General features: G+C 68.2%; 21 protein-coding genes. 5 read left to right on the forward strand and 16 right to left on the reverse strand.

Annotated features, from left to right (window positions below; translation table 11 throughout):
* Positions 1-195 precede the first annotated feature (195 nt).
* Positions 196-768 carry an Ax21 family protein gene (locus POS15_RS17035; RefSeq protein ID WP_019184889.1) on the forward strand — a complete coding sequence of 191 codons (573 nt, stop codon included), beginning with the start codon at positions 196-198 and terminating at the stop codon, positions 766-768.
* A 310-nt stretch (positions 769-1,078) separates the two neighbouring features.
* Here POS15_RS17035 and POS15_RS17040 read toward each other — a convergent pair whose 3' ends face one another.
* From POS15_RS17040 to POS15_RS17060, 5 genes are all read right to left on the reverse strand, one after another.
* Entirely contained in the window at positions 1,079-2,104 is a 1,026-nt protein-coding gene (locus POS15_RS17040; RefSeq protein WP_284128549.1) for an NAD(P)H-dependent glycerol-3-phosphate dehydrogenase, read from the reverse strand.
* A 20-nt stretch (positions 2,105-2,124) separates the two neighbouring features.
* Entirely contained in the window at positions 2,125-2,640 is a 516-nt protein-coding gene (secB, locus tag POS15_RS17045; protein ID WP_019184891.1) for a protein-export chaperone SecB, read from the reverse strand.
* A 105-nt stretch (positions 2,641-2,745) separates the two neighbouring features.
* Complete coding sequence (locus POS15_RS17050; protein ID WP_019184892.1) at positions 2,746-3,183, reverse strand: rhodanese-like domain-containing protein; 438 nt, start codon at positions 3,181-3,183, stop codon at positions 2,746-2,748.
* A 78-nt stretch (positions 3,184-3,261) separates the two neighbouring features.
* On the reverse strand, positions 3,262-3,696 hold the full coding sequence (locus POS15_RS17055; RefSeq protein ID WP_019184893.1) for a hypothetical protein: 435 nt from the start codon (positions 3,694-3,696) through the stop codon (positions 3,262-3,264).
* A gap of 30 nt (positions 3,697-3,726) precedes the next feature.
* Positions 3,727-4,197, reverse strand: coding sequence for a YiiD C-terminal domain-containing protein (locus tag POS15_RS17060; protein WP_026070058.1), 471 nt, complete (start codon positions 4,195-4,197; stop codon positions 3,727-3,729).
* 43 nt (positions 4,198-4,240) lie between these two features.
* Here POS15_RS17060 and POS15_RS17065 point away from each other — a divergent pair, with 43 nt between their 5' ends.
* From POS15_RS17065 to POS15_RS17075, 3 genes are all read left to right on the forward strand, one after another.
* On the forward strand, positions 4,241-5,017 hold the full coding sequence (locus tag POS15_RS17065) for a uroporphyrinogen-III synthase (protein WP_284128550.1): 777 nt from the start codon (positions 4,241-4,243) through the stop codon (positions 5,015-5,017).
* Between the two features lie 109 nt (positions 5,018-5,126).
* A complete protein-coding gene (locus POS15_RS17070; RefSeq protein WP_070472010.1) occupies positions 5,127-6,104 on the forward strand; it encodes a uroporphyrinogen-III C-methyltransferase in 978 nt (325 codons plus the stop codon).
* Positions 6,105-6,107: 3 nt separating this feature from the next.
* Positions 6,108-7,472 (forward strand): heme biosynthesis HemY N-terminal domain-containing protein, encoded by a 1,365-nt coding sequence (locus POS15_RS17075; protein WP_019184897.1) that lies wholly within the window; start codon positions 6,108-6,110, stop codon positions 7,470-7,472.
* A gap of 211 nt (positions 7,473-7,683) precedes the next feature.
* Here the strand turns inward: POS15_RS17075 and POS15_RS17080 are convergent, their stop codons facing one another.
* Positions 7,684-8,979, reverse strand: a complete 1,296-nt coding sequence (locus tag POS15_RS17080; RefSeq protein ID WP_026070059.1) for an acetyl-CoA C-acetyltransferase — start codon at positions 8,977-8,979, stop codon at positions 7,684-7,686.
* Positions 8,980-9,071: 92 nt separating this feature from the next.
* On the opposite strand from POS15_RS17080, the gene POS15_RS17085 reads away from it, so the two are divergent.
* On the forward strand, positions 9,072-9,959 hold the full coding sequence (locus POS15_RS17085) for a hypothetical protein (protein WP_019184899.1): 888 nt from the start codon (positions 9,072-9,074) through the stop codon (positions 9,957-9,959).
* 132 nt (positions 9,960-10,091) lie between these two features.
* On the opposite strand, the gene POS15_RS17090 is transcribed toward POS15_RS17085, so the two are convergent.
* From POS15_RS17090 to POS15_RS17135, 10 genes are all read right to left on the reverse strand, one after another.
* Positions 10,092-10,727: a superoxide dismutase family protein gene (locus tag POS15_RS17090; protein WP_019184900.1), complete on the reverse strand. Its 636-nt coding sequence runs from the start codon at positions 10,725-10,727 to the stop codon at positions 10,092-10,094.
* A 53-nt stretch (positions 10,728-10,780) separates the two neighbouring features.
* A complete protein-coding gene (locus POS15_RS17095; RefSeq protein ID WP_019184901.1) occupies positions 10,781-11,347 on the reverse strand; it encodes a superoxide dismutase family protein in 567 nt (188 codons plus the stop codon).
* A gap of 93 nt (positions 11,348-11,440) precedes the next feature.
* Positions 11,441-12,892 (reverse strand): nitrogen regulation protein NR(I), encoded by a 1,452-nt coding sequence (ntrC, locus tag POS15_RS17100; protein ID WP_046273864.1) that lies wholly within the window; start codon positions 12,890-12,892, stop codon positions 11,441-11,443.
* Positions 12,885-13,943 carry an ATP-binding protein gene (locus tag POS15_RS17105; RefSeq protein ID WP_019184902.1) on the reverse strand — a complete coding sequence of 353 codons (1,059 nt, stop codon included), beginning with the start codon at positions 13,941-13,943 and terminating at the stop codon, positions 12,885-12,887. The genes ntrC and POS15_RS17105 overlap by 8 nt, the downstream gene beginning before the upstream one ends.
* A gap of 54 nt (positions 13,944-13,997) precedes the next feature.
* Complete coding sequence (locus tag POS15_RS17110; RefSeq protein ID WP_284128551.1) at positions 13,998-14,348, reverse strand: VOC family protein; 351 nt, start codon at positions 14,346-14,348, stop codon at positions 13,998-14,000.
* Between the two features lie 22 nt (positions 14,349-14,370).
* Positions 14,371-14,664, reverse strand: a complete 294-nt coding sequence (locus tag POS15_RS17115; protein WP_284128552.1) for an immunity 53 family protein — start codon at positions 14,662-14,664, stop codon at positions 14,371-14,373.
* A 5-nt stretch (positions 14,665-14,669) separates the two neighbouring features.
* Positions 14,670-15,848: a murein transglycosylase A gene (locus tag POS15_RS17120; RefSeq protein ID WP_284128553.1), complete on the reverse strand. Its 1,179-nt coding sequence runs from the start codon at positions 15,846-15,848 to the stop codon at positions 14,670-14,672.
* Positions 15,845-16,594, reverse strand: a complete 750-nt coding sequence (locus POS15_RS17125) for an N-acetylmuramoyl-L-alanine amidase (protein ID WP_070473812.1) — start codon at positions 16,592-16,594, stop codon at positions 15,845-15,847. Before POS15_RS17125 ends, POS15_RS17120 begins: the two co-directional genes overlap by 4 nt.
* Positions 16,595-16,733: 139 nt before the next feature.
* The gene (gene amt / locus POS15_RS17130; protein ID WP_266084775.1) at positions 16,734-18,167 is read right to left on the reverse strand and encodes an ammonium transporter; all 1,434 of its coding nucleotides are present in this window, start codon (positions 18,165-18,167) and stop codon (positions 16,734-16,736) included.
* An 18-nt stretch (positions 18,168-18,185) separates the two neighbouring features.
* Positions 18,186-18,524, reverse strand: a complete 339-nt coding sequence (locus tag POS15_RS17135) for a P-II family nitrogen regulator (protein ID WP_019184907.1) — start codon at positions 18,522-18,524, stop codon at positions 18,186-18,188.
* Positions 18,525-18,853 lie beyond the last annotated feature (329 nt).

Below are 18,853 nucleotides of genomic sequence, written 5' to 3' on the forward strand. Positions count from 1 at the left end.
GCATGAGACGGAGTGCGCGTGCGTAGCAGATAGCGAACGAAGAGTTCCCGATGTTGCCGCTTCATTTATGTACTGCTCAGTTTGATATTCAGGGCTAATTCGGGTGACTAACGGATAATTCACACCTGTCGCCAGCAGCGTTTCCCCTCCCTCTGCTGGCGGACAAAACCAAAAAATAAAAAGGTGTTCCCGAAAATGAAGACTTCCCTGCTTGCTCTGGGTCTGCTCGCTGCACTGCCGTTCGCTGCGTCGGCAACCGACGGCCTGTCGTACAACTATGTCGAAGGCGGCTACGTGAACACCGATGCCAAGGGCGGCGACGCCGATGGTTGGGCGGTGAAGGGCTCGGTCGCCGTGGCGCCGAACTTCCATGTCTTCGGTGACTACAACGCGCAGGAAACCAAGCGCGGCAGCAACGACGTCGACCAGTGGCGCGTCGGTGTGGGCTACAACTACGGCATCGCCCCGACCACCGATCTGGTCGCCCGCGTTGCTTACCAGAAGTTCGACCCGAAGCACGGCCCGGACTTCAACGGCTACTCCACCGAAGTTGGCGTGCGCAGCGCGTTCACCCCGAACTTCGAAGGCTACGTAATGGCCGGTTACGAGGATTACAGCAAGAAGCACGGCATCAATCCGGACGGCGAGTTCTACGGCCGCGTCGGCGCCCAGGCCAAGCTCAACCAGAACTGGGGCCTGGCCGGCGAAGTGAAGCTGGCCAAGGGCGGCGACAAGGAATGGTTCGTCGGTCCGCGCTTCACCTGGTAATACGCGATACGCAATACCGCGGTACGTTGTTGGATGGCGCGGTCTCTCTCCCCTGCGCCATGAAGCCCGGCTCACGCCGGGCTTCACTTTTACAGCAGGCGACCAACGGTCGGCTCTACCTGCACGGCCGTCGCGGTTTTTTGCGGTTGGCATGGCCACACCCTCGTCGGTACGCCACGAAACAACCCGGCCACGTGCCGGGTTGTTTCGTTCTGGCGTGGCCCAGCGCCCGACCCATCCGCCGTCGCGCCTCAAAAGAATGGACGAAGACCCAAAAAAAACCCCGGCATCTGCCGGGGTTTTGGGTGCCTCACTTGAACAGCGTGTCCGGATACTCCGGCTTCTGCTCGCGTGCCAACAACGCACGCAATCCTTCTTCGGGGGTCTGCTCACCGTGCAGCACGGCGCGCACCCCGTCGGAGATGGGCAGGTCGATGCCATGACGCCGCGCCTGGCGCATCACTTCATCGGCGGTCTGCACCGATTCCACCACCTGGCCGATCTCGCGCACCGCATCCTGCAGCGTCTGCCCACGGCCCAGGGCCAGGCCCAGCCGACGGTTGCGCGAGAGGTCGCCGGTGCAGGTCAGCACCAGATCGCCCAGGCCGGCCAGCCCCATCAGGGTTTCCGGCTTGGCACCGATCGCCGCGGCGAGCCGCAGCATTTCGTTGAGGCCACGGGTGATCAGGCCGGCACGGGCGTTGAGGCCCAGCTGCATGCCATCGGCAACGCCGGTGGCCACGGCCAGCACGTTCTTCATCGCGCCGCCGAGCTCGGCACCGACCATGTCATCGCCGGTGTAGGCGCGGAACGCCGGGCCGTGCATGGCATCGGCCACCTGCTGGGCGAAGTCCGGCGCGTCACCGTGGACGGTGATCGCGGTCGGCAGGCCCTGGGTGACTTCCTTGGCGAACGACGGGCCGGTCACCACCGCCAGCGGCACGTCCGGCCCGAGGACCTCACGCGCCACTTCGTGCAGGAACCGACCGGAGCCGGGTTCGAAGCCCTTGGTCGCCCACGCCACGCCGGCATCAGCCGGGCGCAGCGGCGCCAGTGCACGCACGGTTTCACCGAAGGCGTGCGACGGCACCACCACCAGGATCCAGGCGGCGTCCTTGACGGCAGCGGCCAGGTCGGTGGTCGCGCGCAGCGACTCGGGCAGCGGAATGCCCGGCAGATAACGGGTGTTCTCGTGGCGCTGGTCGATGGCCTCGACCATCGCCGCATCGCGCCCCCACAGCACGGTCGGGTGACCGTGCCGCGCGAGCAGGCTGGCCAGGGCCGTGCCCCAGGAGCCGGCGCCGAGAACCGCGATTTTGTCTGCGTGCTTGCTCATCCGTACGACTGCAGCGCCGATCAGGCGTTGCCGGCCGGCTCGGAATCGGCGAGCGAGGTCTCGCCCTGTTCCTGGCGCTGGCGCAGGGTTTCGGCGTAGAGGCCTTCGAAGTTGATCGGCTGCAGGAAGAACGGCGGGAAGCCACCGGCCTGGATCAGCTCGCTCACCAGCGAACGCACGTACGGGAACAGGATGTTCGGGCACTGGGTGCCGAGCAGCACGTCGATCGACTGCGGGTCCAGGCCCACCAGGCCGAACACGCCGGCCTGCTGCACTTCGGCCACATAGGCGGTCTTCTCGCCGGCCTTGCAGGTCAGGGTCACGGCCAGCACGACTTCGAAGGCGCTCTCGCCCAGGCGCTGCACGCGCTGGTTCAGGTTGAGCTGCAGTTCCGGCTGCACGGCGTCATTGAAGACGGCCGGAGCGTTCGGCGATTCGAACGAAACGTCCTTGACGTAGATCTTCTCGACGGTGAACGAGGGACCGGTGGCGGCGTCGACCGGCGCGACGGCGCCGTTGGTGTTCTCTTCGGACATTTCCTGTTGCTCCAAAAATGAATGCTGTAAAAACGGATTGTTACATGCCCTGCGATGGGGGCGCTGTGCGCCGCGTACAAGGCGTGCGCTGCAATCCGACGGGGATCAGTTGCGGCCCTTGACCAGCGGCAGCTCGGCCTGCTGCCACGCCGGGATGCCGCCATCGAGCACGTTGACCTGGGTGAAACCAGCCTTCTTCAAGGCCTTGGCGGCCGTCTCGGAGGCGTTGCCGCTGCGGCAGACCAGAACGACCGGGCTCTGCTGGGCCTTGGCGACCAGCTTGTGCTCCGGACCGAACTGGCTCGGCTGCACATTGCGGCTGCCGGCGATATGGCCCTTCTCAAAATCGCTGCTCGAGGACAGATCGACCACGATGGCGCCACCGGCGTTCATCAGCTGGGTCAGTTCCGCCGGCTTGAGCGATTTGAAGCCACGGAACAGACGGCGGACTTCGGTCACGATGATGGCCACGGTCAGGCCGACCAGGGCCATCGACAACATCGGGTTTCGGCCGGCAAAGGCCAGCAACTCTTCGTAATTCACTAAGATCACGGGTCGATAAGCGGGCGCCGATTGTCGCACATGCGGGCGAATCGGCGTCCAGCCCCGTGTGGGCGGGCGTCAGCGGTCCTGCCAGAGGTCGGGCAGCCCGTTGGCCTGGAGCCAGCGCTTGTCTTCGGCATCCCAGCGCCAGATCTCCCGCACCCGCACCGTGCGCTCGGCCTGGGTGTTGTTGTTGATCACCCGCACCTCGGCGGTGCGCCCCACCCGGCCATCGGGCATGGGCACGTTGTCGCTGGCGCGATAGCTGGAGATCTTCACCTGCTCGAAGCGGCGCAGTTCCAGATCGGTCAGCGGGTGGACCCGGGTGTATTCCGGGTCCAGGTACGGCAACGCGTCTTCAACGGTGCCCCAGCGCATCGTGGCGTCGTACTTGATCTGGGTTTCCTCCAGATCCTTGCGCTGCTTCCGGGTGGTTTTCTGCTCGGCCGCCAGGGCACTCACGCTGGTCAGCGCGAGCAATGCCAGCAGCAGGATCTGAAGCGTACGACGCATGCGAATTCCCCAATAGGCAAGGCGCCCATCCTACCGCCTGGCGAAGGCCACGAAACGGCCGCTCAGTTCAGCGGCGGCCTTGTCGCCCTCGCCCGGCTGCCGGGCGGTGAGGCTGATGCGGGCCTTGCCGCGCTGGGCGAAGGTGGCCAGGAAGCTGTCCCAGTCGGTTTCCGCATCGGCCTGGGCCTGCGCATGCAGATCGCCGTAGACCGGCGCCAGGTAGCGGATGTGGCTGTCGGCCACGTAGACATCGGCATCGAACCCGGCCAGGCGCAGCCGCAGCGTCACCAGGGCCCAGCCGGACAGGGTCAGGGCCGAGGCCAGGCTGCCACCGAAGGCGTTGCCCTTGTCATTGACGTTGGCCGCCAGCGGGGCATGGATGTGCAGGACGCCGTCGCGATAGTCGTGGACACGGATCTGCATGGCCGCCACCGGCGGCATGGCATCCAGGACATGCTGCAGCGCGGACAACTGCGCCGGCAGGGAATCGGTTGCGGACATCTGGTTGATCACGTCACATCGAAGGGCTCGCATAATGCCCGCAATGAACACCGAAACGAAAGTCGCGCCCTGGACCCTGATCTCGCTGCGCCCGCGTGGCCAGCATGCGCCGCTGCGGCGTGCGGCCGCTGCCGCCGGGGCGCGCGTCATCGCGCTCTCGCCGTGGGCGCTGCAGGCCTGCGCTGATACGGCCACGCGCGCCGCGCTGGAGGCCGCGCTGGCAGCCGAGCGGGTGGTCTTCAGCAGCCCGGCGGCGGTTAAGGCGGCCGCGCGCCTGGTGGACCTGGCCGCACCCCACCCGGGGCAGTGGCTTGCGGTGGGCGCCGGCACGGCGGCGGCGTTGGACCGGCAGGGCGCACAGGGCATCGCCGCGCCGGCGCGGATGGACAGCGAGGGCCTGCTCGCGTTGCCGGCCCTGGCGGATCTGCATGGCCTGCGCGCCGGCCTGGTGACCGCGCCCGGCGGGCGCGGGGTGATCGCGCAGACCCTGGAGCAACGCGGTGCCCGGCTGCTGCGGGCCAACGTCTATGTCCGCCGTGCGCTGCCCCTTGCGCCGCGCATGCTGCAGCGGCTGCGGCACGCGGCCACGCCGTGGGTGCTGGCACTGAGCAGTGGCGAGGCACTGACCCTGCTGCTGGCGCAGTTGCCGGACGATCTGCAGGCCCCCCTGCGCGAGGCCCTCGTGGTGGCCGCCAGCGAGCGGCTGGCCGCGCAGGCGCGCGCGGTCGGCTTCGGGCAGGTGCAGCTGGCGGCAGGCCCGTTGCCTTCGCAGCTGGTTGCCGCTGCACACGCCGCGCTCATCCCGCCCGCATCTTCCTGAACAGGGCGCCGGAGCGGTCTTGCAGGCGGCTCGGGCGGCGGGCGATGCTGTGCGCCACGTCGCTCGCCAGCCAAGCGGATTGCCCGGCGCGCGCGACAAGGATGCCCGTATGAATGACCCTGTTTCGCCTTCCTCTCCGCGCCGCCCCCTGCGCTGGATCGTGCCGGTCACGGCGTTGGCCGTGCTGGCCGGCGGCGGTGCCTGGGGCTGGACGCAGTGGCAGTCGCGACAGGCGCAGGAGCGTGTACGCGAGGAGAATGCCCAGTTGCAGGTGCAGGGCCTGCTGGACAGTGTCGAGGCGCTGCGCCGCGATCAGCGCTCGACCTCCCAGCGCGTGCAGGACGCCGCCGCGACCAACCGGGTGCTGCGCGATGAAATGCTCGGCCTGAGCCAGCGCAACGCCCTGCTCGAAGAAAACCTGGCCAAGTTGGCCGACAGCACCCGCCACGGTGCCCAGGCGCTGCAGCTGGAAGAGGCCGAGCTGTTGCTGAGCCAGGCCGGCCAGCGGCTGGCCTATGCCGATGACGCCGACGGCGCCAAACGCCTGTACGCCTTGGCGGCCGCCTCGTTGGACGATGTGCAGGGCAGCGAGTATCTGAACCTGCGGCAGGCGCTGATGCAGGAGCGCAATGCCGTGGATGCACTGGGCCCCGGGGTGCGTGCGCAGACCCAGGCACGGCTGGGCCGGTTCGCCCAGGCGCTGACCGCGCTGCCCGAGCAGATCGACGCCCCGGCCGATACCGCCGTTGGCAGCCCCTGGTGGCACCAGGTGCTGGCACCGTTCGTGACCATCACCCCCACCCGCCTGCAGGGCCCGTTGACCGAGGCCGAGCGGGTGGCCGCGTGGGATTCGCTGCAGCTGGAACTGACCCTGGCGCGGGCCGCGGTGGAGCGCGGCGATCAACCCGGCTATGTGCAGGCGCTGGACCGCGTGGCGCTGTGGCTGCCGCGGCTGTGGCCGGATTCACCTGCTCTGCGCGAGCAACGTGCTGAACTGCATCAACTACGCGCCTGCGAGCTGCGTCCATCGCTGCCAGAACTGGGCAGCACCCTGCAGCAACTGCGCTCGATGCGTAACGGGAGGTAATCGATGAAGCCCTTTCAATCTCTGGTGGTCCTGCTCTTGGCCGTCGCCCTGGGCGTGATCGCCTCACAGTGGCTCGGCACCGAACAGCTGCGGCAGTTCGGCGAAGTGATCTACCGCTACGGCGGTACCGACTACCGCTCCACCGTGCCGCAGGTCGCCCTGATGGTGCTGGTGGGTCTGCTGGTGCTGTGGCTGCTGTGGAGCCTGCTGGCCTCGCCGTTCCGCGCCTGGGGCCGCTACCGCCGCAAGCAGGGCCGTGCGCGCCTGACCGAGGGCCTGCAGGCCCATGAACAGGGCCACTGGCAGCGTGCGGAAAAGCTGTTGACCAGCGCCGCCGAAGACAAGGAAGTGAGTGCTGTCGCCTTGGTCACTGCGGTGCGCAGCGCGCAGGCGCGCGACGACGACGCCGCGGTCAACCAGTATCTGCAGCGCCTGGCCGCCGAAGACGCCACCAGCCATGCCCTGCTGCAGGCCGAACGTCTGCTGGCACAGGAGCGTCCGGTGGATGCGATCAACGTGCTCGACATCGCCGCGATCCAGCCGCTGCCGCCGCGCGGCCTGTGGCTGCGCACCGAGGCACTGGCCCGTGCCGATCGCGCGCATGAGGCGTACGGGCAGCTGGGCGCGCTGCGCAAGCAGAAGGTGCTGCCGGACACCGCCGTGGCCGAACTGGAAATCCGCCTGGCGGCCCAGTCGCTGCTGGAGGCCGGTGATGTCAACGCACTGGCCGCGCAGTGGGAGGCCACGCCGAAGGCCCTGCGCAGCGATCCGGACGTGGTTTCGGCCTATGCCCTGCGGGCGGTTGCCCTGGACTGGGACGAACCGGCCCTGCTGAACCTGGAGCAGGCGCTGGACACGCGCTGGGACGAATCGGTGGTGACGCTCTACGGCCAGATGCCGGTGGAGAAGCTGGCCACGCGCCAGGCCAACCTGCAGCGCTGGTTGACCACCCAGCCCTCCAGCCCGGCCTTGCTGCTGGCGCTGGGCCGCATTGCCGCCCGCCAGCGCCAGCACACCCTGGCCGAGGATTACCTGCACCGCGCGATTGCCGCTGGTGCCGGCCCGGCCGCGTGGGAAGCCTTGGGCGAGCTGTTCCTGGAACGCGGCGAAACCGCGCTGGCCTCGCAGTGCTTCGCCAATGCGCTGCGCCAGCAGCGCGGCGATGACAGCGTGGCGCTGGCCCGTGCCGCGACCGCGACGCCGCTGGACCCGATCGTGCCCGAGCGCGCCACCGTCGAAGAGCAATCGCTGATGGGTGAACCGGCGCCGGTGCACGATCGCCTGCACGTGGAGCAGGGCCGCATGCACGTGGAGGAAGATCGCCTGCACGTGGAACGCGACGAGTTCGGCAACCCGCGCCTGCCGTAACAGCGCCGTGGTTCCCGGTAGTGCCGGCCGCTGGCCGGCAACGCGCGGTCCCTGAAAATGAGGGTTCCCCGAGCATGCAGGCTCCCCGAAACGGTATGGAGGAGCCGGCCAGCGGCCGGCACGACCAGAGCCCAATGGTGCAACACCTCCGCCGGATACAAAAAAGAAGGCCGCCCTTGGGCGGCCTTCTTCGTTCCATGCAGCGGGACGATCAGCGCTCGACGATCGCCACCACGCCCATGCCGCCGGCGGTGCAGATCGAGACCAGCGCGCGGCCACCGCCGCGTTCGGCCAGCTGCTTGGCCGCCGTGGCGATCACGCGGGCGCCGGTGGCGGCGAACGGGTGGCCGGTGGCCAGCGAGGAGCCCAGCGGATTGATCTTGGCCGGATCGATCTTGCCCAGCGGCGCCTCCAGGCCCAGCCGGTTGCGGCAGTAGTCTTCGCTTTCCCACGCGCGCAACGTGCACAGCACCTGTGCAGCGAAGGCCTCGTGGATTTCGTAGAGATCGAAATCCTGCAGGGTCAGGCCATTGCGCTTGAGCATCTCCGGCACCGCGATGGTCGGCGCCATCAGCAGGCCTTCGCCGTGTACGAAATCAACGGCCGCCACCTGCGAATCACGCAGGTACGCCAGCGGCTCGTGGCCATGCGCGCGCGCCCACTCTTCGCTGGCCAGCAGCACCGCCGAGGCGCCGTCGGTGAGCGGGGTGGAGTTGGCGGCGGTCAGCGTGCCGCGGCCGGAGACCTTGTCGAAGGCCGGCTTCAGCGTGGCCAGTTTTTCCAGCGAGGTATCGGCGCGCAGGATGTTGTCGCGCTCCACGCCGCGGAACGGCGCGATCAGGTCGTTGAAGAACCCGCGCTCGTAGGCAGCGGCCAGCTTCTTGTGCGAGGACACCGCCCACTCATCCTGCGAGTCGCGGGAGATGTTCCACTCCTTGGCCATGTCTTCGCAGTGGTCGCCCATGCTCTTGCCGGTGCGCGGCTCGGCCACGCCGGGGAATTCGGGCTTGAGTTCGCTCAGCTTGAAGCCGCGGGTCAGTGCCTTGAGCTTGTCGCCGGTGCTCTTGGCGCGGTTGGCCGCCAGCAGGCGCGCACGCAGCTTCTTGCCGTACACGATCGGCACATCGGAGGTGGTGTCCGAGCCGCCGCCGATGCCCGAGTCGATCTGGCCCAGCGCGATCTTGTTGGCCACTGCGATGATGGTATCCAGCGAGGTGCCGCAGGCGCGCTGCATGGTGATGCCCGGAGTCAACGGGGACAGGCCCGAGGACAGCGTTGCTTCGCGGCCCAGGTTCCAGTCGCTGGAGTGCTTGATCACCGCGCCCATCGCCACTTCGCCCAGCTGCTGGCCGTGCAGGCCGAAGCGCTCGACCAGCGCACCGAGTGTGCGCACCGACATACCGAGATTGCCGACGTCCGAATAAGCCGTGTTCTGGCGACAGAACGGAATGCGGACGCCGCCGAGGATGGCGACGGGACGGGCGTTGGGCATGGAGATACCTGGCATGGGAGGGGTGTCTGCAACATGGCCTGCACGAAGGAGCAGGCATAATGGGGCCAAGTGTAGCTGCCGCCCTGTGATGGGCCAACCGTGAAACCATGAGCAAACCCGACCACGGCATGAATGCCATTGGCGTACTGGCATTGGAACTGGCCGGCGGCGACGCCCCGCGCCATGCCGCGCTGTCCTCCGAACAGGCTGGTGAACTGGCCGAACGCGTCGGCCGCGATCTGGCCAAGCTGGTGCCCGGCGTCAGCGGGCTGGACTTCGTGTTCGCCGGCGCCCACTTCGATCCGGCGGAAATCCTGCGTCCGGGCTGGCCGGTGCACCGGCGCCTGGAAGAACTGCAGATGCGCGCCCCGGGCCGCAACCAGGGCCCGCGCGTGCTGGCCTTTGGTGCCGGCGCCGATGGCGATGTACCGCTGCCGTTCCAGGCCGATGCCAGCCTCACCGGCGGCGGCCTGCGGGTCGTCCCGTTCCTGCTGACGGGCACTGAAGTCGCCCAGACCCAGGCCGTGGCCGAGGCGCTGGAAGACGTGCTGCTGGCCCAGGGCATGGCGCAGGCCGATACCGCGCTGCAGGCCCAGAACGCCTTCGGCGCGCAGATCGAACACGCGCGCTATTTCACGGTGAATGATCTCGCCGCGATGATGTCGATGCAGTACGACAACCAGGGCCTGGCGATTCTGTGGCCGCTGATTGAAACCGCACTGATGGCACCGCACGTGGAAGAGTGGCTGGATGCCGCGCCGGAGCCGCTGCTTCGATACGCTGACGGCGAAGTGCGTATGGCGCTGTTCGATCCCGCCGGCTGGTGCGCGTACTACAACCACGGCACCGGCGACTGCGATCGCCTGCAGGGCATCTACGATCAGTACCTGATCCGCCAGCGGCAGATGGCCGCCGTGCTGGAAGCGCATGGCCTGCCGGTGCTGTTCGTACATTGCGAAGCCGGGCAGGACGCGCGCGAGCTGCTGGCCCGCTGAGGGTAGTGCCGGCCGCTGGCCGGCTCCTCGGGAAAATCGATATCGCTCATGGCAGCCACGCATGGCGTGGCTCTACCAACGTTCAAAAAAACGCCGGCGTTCGCCGGCGTTTTTCGTCAAACACGGCCTGGATTACGGGGCCGCTTTGATCACCGCGCAGGCCAGGCGTGCGCCGGCATTGCCGGTCGGCTGGGTCTTGTAGTCGTCCGCGTCGGCATGGACGATCAGGCCGCGGCCAATGATGTCGAAATCATCGCCCTTGCCGATGTTGACGTTGGTCGAGACCGGGGCGTCGACCACGGCGTTGCCCTGGGCATCAGCCTTGATGTTGGGCATGTCGCCACCGTGATGCGGTTCGCTGGCGACGCTGCCATGGTCTTCCTGGCCCGGATTGAAGTGGCCACCGGCGCTGGCACCGTCCGGCGCGCTGCAATCGCCCTTCTCATGGATGTGGAAGCCGTGCTCGCTGTTCGGCTTCAGGCCGCTGACCTGGCCTTTCACATGAACCTTGCCGTCAACGATGCTGAAGGTCACGTTGCCTTTGACGTCATTGCCCTGGGTCGGCGCAAGGTCGGCACTGGCAGTGTGGATGGCATGGGCCTCACTGGTCATCGCCGGCGGTGCCTCGGGGGTCGCTTCGGCCGTCGGCTGGGACGCGGTGGCTTCGGCAGCCGGCGTGGCTTCCGGGGTGGTGTCGGCCGGCTTGTTGCAGGCGGTCAGGCCGAGCGCGGCGATGGCCGCGAACAGCGTGGTGTGGATCAGGCGCATGTGGATCTCCTTGCGGGTAGCGTTGGAAGAAACGGCGTCGTGGGACGGCGCGATCAGCGCACGACCCGGATGACGCCGCAGGCAATTCGGGCGCCGGCGTTGCCGGCCGGCTGGCTGCGGTAATCGTCGGCATTGGCATGCACGATCAGTGCACGCCCGGCGATATCGGTGGCTGCGCCGCCGCCAAGGGTAACCGCTGGCAGGCGGATGTCGACGTTGACGCGTCCCTGCGCATCGGCACGCAGGTTGTCCATGTCACCGGCGTGGTGCGCGCCGGCACTGTTGCGGCCGTGCGGCTGCCCGGCTGGATTGAAATGCGCACCGGCGCTGCTGGCATCGACCGCACTGCAGTCGCCGCGCTCATGCACGTGGAACCCGGCCACCTGCAGCGGCTGCAGGCCACCGATGACACCGGTGATGTGTACGCCACGTGCATCGGGCACCAGCGCAAGGCGCCCACTGACCAGGCTGGCCGAGGCGGGCGACAGATTGGCCTCTGCCATCTGCGCGGTGCTGACCACCGGCACGACGGGGGCGGCGGGACGCGGCGGCGGTGTGCTGCCACAGGCGGCCAGACCGACCGCGATCGCCGCAGCGAGGACGACATGGGAACTGCGCATGGGAAGACTCCTTGATTGCAAACTAACCGTGTGCTCGTCCACAGGCCATGAAAGCGGCCCGGACATGGCGCACACGCGGTGTGGACATGCGGTTCATCCGCCGCGCCGGCGGCCGGCGCCGAGCTTGCGGGTGAGCGTGTTTCGACCCATGCCCAGCCGCGCGGCCGCCTCGGCACGGCGGCCGTGGGTGATCTGCAGGGCGGCTTCGAGCAGGGCCTGGTCGACCCGGTCACGCACCTGGGCGTGCAGGCCTTCGGCACCTTCAGCCAGTCGCTGGCGCGCCCACGCCGAGAGCAGGGTCTCCCACTGCCCCGGGTCGCCGGCACTGCGCGCGCGCGGCGCACCGGCACCGCGGTGCAGCGCGCTGTCCACGTCGGCCACGCCAATGCTGTCGGCGGCGGCAAGCGCGGCCATGCGCCAGCACACGTTTTCCAGCTCCCGTACGTTGCCGGGCCAATCGTGTTCGCGCAGCGCCTGCAGCGCGGCGGCAGTGAGCCGCTTGGGCGGCGTATCCAGCTTGTGTGCCGCGGCCGCGAGGAAGGTCTCGGCCAGCTGCGCGATGTCGTCGCGACGCTCGCGCAGCGGCGGCAACCGCAGCCGCACCACATCCAGCCGGTGCAGCAGGTCGGCACGGAAGCGACCCTGCGCCACCAGCGTTTCCAGGTCCTGGTGGGTCGCGGCGATCACGCGCACATCCACGCGGATCAGCTCACGCCCGCCGACACGGAAGAACTCGCCCTCGGCCAGCACGCGCAGCAGTCGCGTCTGCAGCGGCAACGGCATGTCACCGATTTCATCCAGGAACAGCGTGCCGCCATTGGCCTGTTCGAAACGGCCGATGTGGCGGCGCTGGGCACCGGTGAACGCGCCCGCCTCATGGCCGAACAACTCGCTCTCCAGCAGTTCGGACGGAATGGCGGCGGTATTGAGTGCGACGAACGGGCCCTGCACGCGCGGCGACTCATGGTGCAGCGCATGCGCGACCAGCTCCTTGCCGGTGCCGGTCTCGCCATTGATCAGCACCGACAGCGGTGCCTGCGCCAAGCGTCCGATCGCGCGGAACAGCGCGCGCATCGCAGGCGTATCGCCGACCAGCTGCGGGCGCTGATCGGGCGGCGTCGTGCTGGCGGTCTCGCTCGGCTCGGCCAAGGTGACATCCGGCGCGGGCAGCACCCGCTGCGCCAGCGCGACCGCATCATCCAGATCGAACGGCTTGGACAGGAATTCCTGCGCACCACCGCGGAAGGCGCCGGCCGTGCTTGCCACATCGGTATAGGCCGACATCACGATCACCGGCAGCTGCGGATGCGCCGCCTTGAGCTTGTCCAGCAGGACCAGCCCGTCATCGCCGGGCATGCGGACATCGGTGAACAGCAGATCCGGTGGCGGCTGCTCGGACAGCATCGCCAAGGCGGCCGCCGCGCCGTCGAACCCTTCGACGCGGTAGCCGGCCTCACGCAGTGCGGTGCACAGTACGAAGCGCACCGCGCGGTCATCGTCGACCACCCAGACGCGCTGGGCGGTGGTATCGACCTGGTCAGCCATGGGCGGCGGTGTCCTCGGCGGGGGTGCCCTGCCCGATCGGCAGCAGCACGGTGAATACGGTATGGCCCGGGCGCGAGCGGTAGGTCAGGGTGCCGCGGTGCTCGCGCGCGACCTGCTGGGCCAGCGCCAGGCCCAGCCCGGTGCCCTCGGCACGACCACTGACCAGCGGCAGGAACAGGTGCTCGGCCAGGTCTTCGGGCACGCCACGGCCGTCATCGGCGATTTCCAGCCGCAGTGCCAGCGGGTGCAGCTGATCGGTGATCCGCACGCCGTGCTCCACGCGCGTGCGCAGGGTGACGGTGCCCGCACCGGCCTGGATCGCATTGCGGACCAGGTTCCACACGGCCTGGGTGAGGCGGTCGGCATCGCCATCGAACTCGGGAATGCTGGGATCGTAATCGCGCTGGATCCGGACCGCCCAGCCACCTTCGCTTTCGGCCAGCCGCAGCACGCGCTCCAGCGAGGCATGGATATTGAGCGGTGCGTGCGGCGCGGCCGGCGCGGGCGACAGCAGTTGCTCGAGCAGGCCGTTCAGGCGCTCGATCTCCGAGCCGATCAGCTCGATCAGTTCACGCTCGTCCGGATCGCGCTGCGCGTTGCGCCGCGCCAGCAGCTGGGCCGCGCCCTTCAAGCCGGCCAGCGGATTGCGCAGCTCGTGCGCCAGGCCCTTGAGCGCGGCACTGAGTGCGCTGGGCAGCGCCTGGGTGGGGTCCAACCCCGGGAACTCATCGACCGGATGCGCCTCCAGCAGCCAGCCGCCCTCGTCCCAGCGGCTCAGCCACCCCTCGGCAAAACGGGGCGCATCGCCCGGCAGCGCCAGGGCCAGCCGGTGCAGGCGCAGGGTGTCGCGCTCATCGCGGGCCAGGAAGTGGGCCAGGGCATCGCCCTGTGCCTCCAGCGAGGCCAGCGGCTGGCCCAGCAGGCGCCGCACGCTCACGCCCAGCCAGCGGGCAAAGGCGGGATTGCAGCCCACCACACGGCCGCTGGCGTCGGCCCATGCGACCGGGGTGCCGAGGGCGTCGAGGGCGGGAGGCGGGAGCACGGTGGTCATTGCACCAATGTAGTGCAAAACGGCAGGCCTGTTGATCCCGGTTTCCTGCCTCGCTCACGCATGCTGCAGGAGGTTGACCAGCCGGCCCAACGGATCGCGGAGGTAGAACCGACGCACGCCCCACGGTTCGCTGGCTGGGCCATAGGCGATGGGGAGGTTGGCCGCGTGCACCCGTCGAAGCACTTCGTCCAGATCGTCGACCTCGATGGAGAGATCGGGCACGGCGGTACCGGAGCCGCCTTCGGACGCCACACTCACCTGGACAGTCATATCCGCGGATCCCGCATAGGTACGGATCCAGCCGTGATCCATGACCAGCTCCAGGCCGAGGATGTCCCGATAGAAACTGTCCGCGGCGGCCGGATCGGACGCGGCGATGTTGGCGATGATGCGTTTGACCTTCATGAATCCTCCGGGCAATCGATCGCTAGGCCTCAGCCCAGCTGAGAAATACACCAAGCAACTCAGTCAGGTTCCCGGCACCACCGCTCGCTACAAACTGCGACTTCTCAACCGTGCAGATAATCCAGTCGGCATCATCTTCCGAGTCCCCCCGGCTGATCGATGCAAAGGGCTTTTGCTCAAGCTCCGTCTCGATGAGATCAATGCAGACGTGCCAGCCGGGGTTATCAAGGGTGTCGATAGTGACCCCGAACGTATGCTCCCAGTCCTCGTTGCACTGCCTTCGATACCAGTGCTGGAGTCGCTGCAGTTCATCCATCGGTGTCACTCGCTCTTGTCAGGCGCCTTCGGCAACGCCACACCCTTCGGCCACAGCATCCAGATCGTGCCCTTCTGCTTCATGTGCCCGGCCAGCTCGCCGGCCGCATCGCCGGTGCCCCAGAAAAGATCTGCGCGGACCTCGCCGGTGATGGCACCGCCGGTATCCTGCGCGGCGACCGGGCGCACCAGCGCGGTGCCGTCCGGGCGCGTGGTGGACAGCCACAGCAGGCTGCCCAGTGGCACGACGTTGCGATCCACGGCGACGCTGTAGCCGGCGGTCAGCGGCACGTTCAACGAGCCGCGCGGGCCTTCGTCGCTGTCCGTGCCGCGGGTGAAGAACACATAGCTGGGATTGCTGGCCAGCAGTTCGGGCACACGGGTCGGGTGGGCATCGGCCCAGGCGCGGATGGCGGCCATGCTGACGTCGGCCTGCTTCAGCTCACCCTGCTCCACCAGCCAGCGGCCGATGGGGCGATAGGGATGGCCATTCTGGTCGGCGTAGGCGATCCGCAGCTGACGGCCATCGGCCAGCTGGACGCGGCCCGATCCCTGGATCTGCAGGAACTGCAGGTCCATCGGGCTGGTCAGCCAGGCCAGTACGGGTGCCTTGACGCCGTTCGCGGCGATCCGCGCGGCATCGTCATACGGCTTGAGCACGCGCCCTTCCACGCGTCCGCGCAGGCGCTTGCCCTTGAGTTCGGGATAAAGACTCTCGAGCTGGACGCTGATCATGTCGTCGGGCACACCGTACACCGGCACCGCCGCCTTGGCGGTGCGGGTGAGGCTGCCGGCATAGATCGGCTCGTAGTAACCGGTGATCAGGCCATCGGCCCGGTTGCCACCGGCGCGCAGGGCATAGACGTCGAGATTCGCCTGCAGGAACTGGCGGATGGCGGCCGGCGTGGTGGCAACCTTGGCGGCCGCGGCGCAGGTGGGTGCCCAGTTGGCCTCTGTCTTCAGGCGCGGGCAGGCACTGCGCCAGGCTGCGAAGCCGGCCTGCAGATCGGCGTCCGCGACGGCGGGCAATGCGTTCCAACTCGTCTTTGCGTAGGTGCTGGTGGGCACGGTCGCTGGCGATGACGCAGGGCGCTGCGGCGCGACCGCGCAGGCGCTCAACACGGCCAACGCGACCCCCGACAGCGCGGCGTGCTTGAGTGCGTGGCGAAGGGAATCGGACTTCATGGGCGGCGTTCCTGTTGCAGCAGCAGCGAGTGCAGGATGCGGGCGTCTTCGGCATCAAGATCTGCGGGAAGATCGTCGCGCCCGCGGAAGCGGCGATGGAAGGCGCCGACCGCGGCCGCCCGGTCGTCCATCGGGTAGCCGAAGGCCTGCAGGGCCATCCAGGCATCAAAGCCGGCCGGTGCCGGGCCATCGGCTGCGCGCGGCCATACGCCGAAACCGGCTTCGGCCAGCTGCTGCCACGGGAAGAAACGGCTGGGATCCTGCTTGCGCGAGGGCGCCAGATCGGCATGCGCGATGATCTGGCTGGGCGGAATGCGCAGGCGCGTGCACAGGTCATCCAGCAGGCGGATCAGGGCCGCGATCTGTGCCGGTGCGAACGGCGTGTCGCCATCGTTGTCGATCTCGATGCCGATCGAGGCCGAGTTGAGATCGGTGATCGTCCCCCAGCGACCGGGACCGGCATGCCAGGCGCGCCGGTCATCGCCAACCAGTTGGTAGATGTGGCCATCGGCCCCGACCAGATAGTGCGAACTGACCTTGCCGCCGCTGTTGGCGCTGCGCAGCGTGTCCAGGCTCTGCTGCACGGAATGCTGATCGGTGTGGTGCAACACGATCACCACCGGCGCGCGCGCGTTGTGGTTCGGCGACGGCACCCAGGTGGCGAGCGGGCTGCGGACCTCGGTGCTGGCGCAGGCGGCGAGCAGCAGAAGGGCGAGCAGTGCGAGGGAAGTACGGGTCACGTGCATGCCTGCATTGTGCGTGATTGCACGATCAGCTGCCAAAGCACGGTAATGCCCAGCGGGCGCCCACAAAAAACCGGCGACCCGAAGGCCGCCGGCAAAGGTAGAACATCTCTCTCGTTTCTAATGCGGTAGCGCGCGCGGATCAGGCCTCGTAGGCCGACTCGCCGTGCGAGGTGACGTCCAGGCCGGTGCGCTCGGCTTCTTCGGTGACGCGCAGGCCGAACACCATGCGCACCACCAGCAGGATCAGCACGGTGGCTACGGCACACCAGACGATGGTGAAGCCGACGCTGACCAGCTGCACCCAGACCTGGTGGCCGATGTCCAGGTCGGCCTTGGTGCCGCCCAGCGACTGCGCGCTGAACACACCCGTGAGCAGCGCACCGACGATGCCGCCGATGCCGTGCACGCCGAACACATCGGCGGTGTCATCGACCTTGAGCAGGCGCTTGAGACCGGTGACGCCCCAGACGCAGACCACGCCGGCGACCAGGCCGATCACGATCGCGCCCAGCGGGCCGACGGTGCCGCAGGCCGGGGTGATGCCGACCAGGCCGGCGACGGCGCCGGAGGCAGCGCCCAGTGCGGAGGGCTTGCCCTTGCTGACCGCTTCGACCAGGGTCCAGCCCAGCACGGCAGCAGCGGTGGCCAGGATGGTGTTGATGAAGGCCAGCGAGGCGACGGTGTCAGCCGCAGCCGCCGAGCCGGCGTTGAAGCCGAACCAGCCCACCCACAGCAGCATCGCGCCGATGTAGGTGAACGGCACGTTGTGCGGCTTCAATGCGGTCTGGCCGTAGCCGATGCGCTTGCCCACGAAGTAGGCGCCCACCAGGCCGGCCACGCCGGCATTGATGTGGACCACGGTGCCACCGGCGAAGTCGATCGCGCCCATCTCACCGAGATAGCCGCCGCCCCACACGATGTGCGCCATCGGGATGTAGCTCAGGGTGAACCACAAGGCCGAGAACAGCAGCACGGCCTTGAACTTGATGCGCTCGGCGAAGGCACCCACGATCAGCGCGGTGGTGATGCCGGCGAAGGTCGACTGGAAAGCGACGAACAGATAATCCGGCAGACCGGCGATCGGCGTGTTGCCCACGGTATCCGGGCCGAAGCCCTTGAGGAAGGCGAACTCGGTGAACGAGCCGAAGAAGGCGTTGCCTTGGCTGAACACCGCGCTGTAGCCGTAGGCCACCCACAGCATCAGCACCAGCGAGAACACCACCAGGATCTGGCTGAGGATGGACAGCACGTTCTTGGAGCGCACCAGGCCGCCGTAGAACAGGGCCAGGCCCGGCACCACCATCAGCAGCACCAGCAACGTGGAGGTGAGCATCCAGGCGACATCGCCGTGATCGAACGTGGCCGCCGCGGCGGCTTCGGCGACCGGGGCAGCCGTGGCCTCCGGCGTGGCCGGCAGCGGCTCGACCGCGACCGTCTCCGACGGTGCCGGAGTGACCTGGGCCTGGGCGTGCGCACTGCTGGAGAAGGCACCGACGGCCAGCGCGCTGAGCAGCATCATCAGGCACACGGCATGGAACCGGGCTTGCCACCCGGTGAACAAAGAGGTCTTCATTGTGGGCTCCGAGTGGGGTTAGAGCGCGTCAGCGCCGATTTCGCCGGTGCGGATGCGGACGACCTGTTCGACCGCGGTGACAAAGATCTTGCCGTCGCCGATCTTGCCGGTGCCGGCCGCGGTCTGGATGGCCTCGACCACGGCCTCCAGGCGATCGTCGGTCACGACGGTCTCGATCTTGATCTTCGGCAGGAAATCCACGACGTACTCCGCGCCGCGATACAACTCGGTGTGGCCCTTCTGGCGCCCGAAGCCTTTGACTTCGGTCACGGTGATGCCCGACACGCCAGCGTCGGAGAGGGCCTCGCGGACCTCGTCGAGCTTGAACGGCCGGATGATGGCGGAGATCAGTTTCATGCGCATATCCCGATGGTGGATGGAACCGGCCCGCGTGGGGCCGATGTCAGGTCAACCGGCGGCCACTTGCACATGGCCGCCGGTCGTTGCGCCGAACGTTGCATGGGCCACGCCGTTGCCGACGCCCGAAGGGCGACGCCAGCGGTGACGCGGGAGGGAGGAAGGGCCCATGACACGCGTCCGGTCTCTCTTGCCCCTGGTGGTGGAGCGGACCAACGGTCCGCTCTACCTTTTTCAGCGGACCGACGGTCCGCTCTACAACATGGTCGCCTTGCCGGCTCCCCAGCCGGAAAAGCGGCGACGATGACGAAGGGTGGGAGGGAAATCCT

This window comes from Stenotrophomonas sp. BIO128-Bstrain (assembly GCF_030128875.1).
GTDB classification, from domain to species: Bacteria; Pseudomonadota; Gammaproteobacteria; order Xanthomonadales; family Xanthomonadaceae; genus Stenotrophomonas; species Stenotrophomonas bentonitica_A.

Coding starts and splice junctions, on each gene's coding strand:
- POS15_RS17035 (WP_019184889.1), top strand. CDS start 196: ATGAAGACTTCCCTGCTTGCTCTGGGTCTGCTCGCTGCACTGCCGTTC.
- POS15_RS17040 (WP_284128549.1), bottom strand. CDS start 2,104: ATGAGCAAGCACGCAGACAAAATCGCGGTTCTCGGCGCCGGCTCCTGG.
- secB (WP_019184891.1), bottom strand. CDS start 2,640: ATGTCCGAAGAGAACACCAACGGCGCCGTCGCGCCGGTCGACGCCGCC.
- POS15_RS17055 (WP_019184893.1), bottom strand. CDS start 3,696: ATGCGTCGTACGCTTCAGATCCTGCTGCTGGCATTGCTCGCGCTGACC.
- POS15_RS17060 (WP_026070058.1), bottom strand. CDS start 4,197: ATGTCCGCAACCGATTCCCTGCCGGCGCAGTTGTCCGCGCTGCAGCAT.
- POS15_RS17065 (WP_284128550.1), top strand. CDS start 4,241: ATGAACACCGAAACGAAAGTCGCGCCCTGGACCCTGATCTCGCTGCGC.
- POS15_RS17070 (WP_070472010.1), top strand. CDS start 5,127: ATGAATGACCCTGTTTCGCCTTCCTCTCCGCGCCGCCCCCTGCGCTGG.
- POS15_RS17075 (WP_019184897.1), top strand. CDS start 6,108: ATGAAGCCCTTTCAATCTCTGGTGGTCCTGCTCTTGGCCGTCGCCCTG.
- POS15_RS17080 (WP_026070059.1), bottom strand. CDS start 8,979: ATGCCAGGTATCTCCATGCCCAACGCCCGTCCCGTCGCCATCCTCGGC.
- POS15_RS17085 (WP_019184899.1), top strand. CDS start 9,072: ATGAGCAAACCCGACCACGGCATGAATGCCATTGGCGTACTGGCATTG.
- POS15_RS17090 (WP_019184900.1), bottom strand. CDS start 10,727: ATGCGCCTGATCCACACCACGCTGTTCGCGGCCATCGCCGCGCTCGGC.
- POS15_RS17095 (WP_019184901.1), bottom strand. CDS start 11,347: ATGCGCAGTTCCCATGTCGTCCTCGCTGCGGCGATCGCGGTCGGTCTG.
- ntrC (WP_046273864.1), bottom strand. CDS start 12,892: ATGGCTGACCAGGTCGATACCACCGCCCAGCGCGTCTGGGTGGTCGAC.
- POS15_RS17105 (WP_019184902.1), bottom strand. CDS start 13,943: ATGACCACCGTGCTCCCGCCTCCCGCCCTCGACGCCCTCGGCACCCCG.
- POS15_RS17110 (WP_284128551.1), bottom strand. CDS start 14,348: ATGAAGGTCAAACGCATCATCGCCAACATCGCCGCGTCCGATCCGGCC.
- POS15_RS17115 (WP_284128552.1), bottom strand. CDS start 14,664: ATGGATGAACTGCAGCGACTCCAGCACTGGTATCGAAGGCAGTGCAAC.
- POS15_RS17120 (WP_284128553.1), bottom strand. CDS start 15,848: ATGAAGTCCGATTCCCTTCGCCACGCACTCAAGCACGCCGCGCTGTCG.
- POS15_RS17125 (WP_070473812.1), bottom strand. CDS start 16,594: ATGCACGTGACCCGTACTTCCCTCGCACTGCTCGCCCTTCTGCTGCTC.
- amt (WP_266084775.1), bottom strand. CDS start 18,167: ATGAAGACCTCTTTGTTCACCGGGTGGCAAGCCCGGTTCCATGCCGTG.
- POS15_RS17135 (WP_019184907.1), bottom strand. CDS start 18,524: ATGAAACTGATCTCCGCCATCATCCGGCCGTTCAAGCTCGACGAGGTC.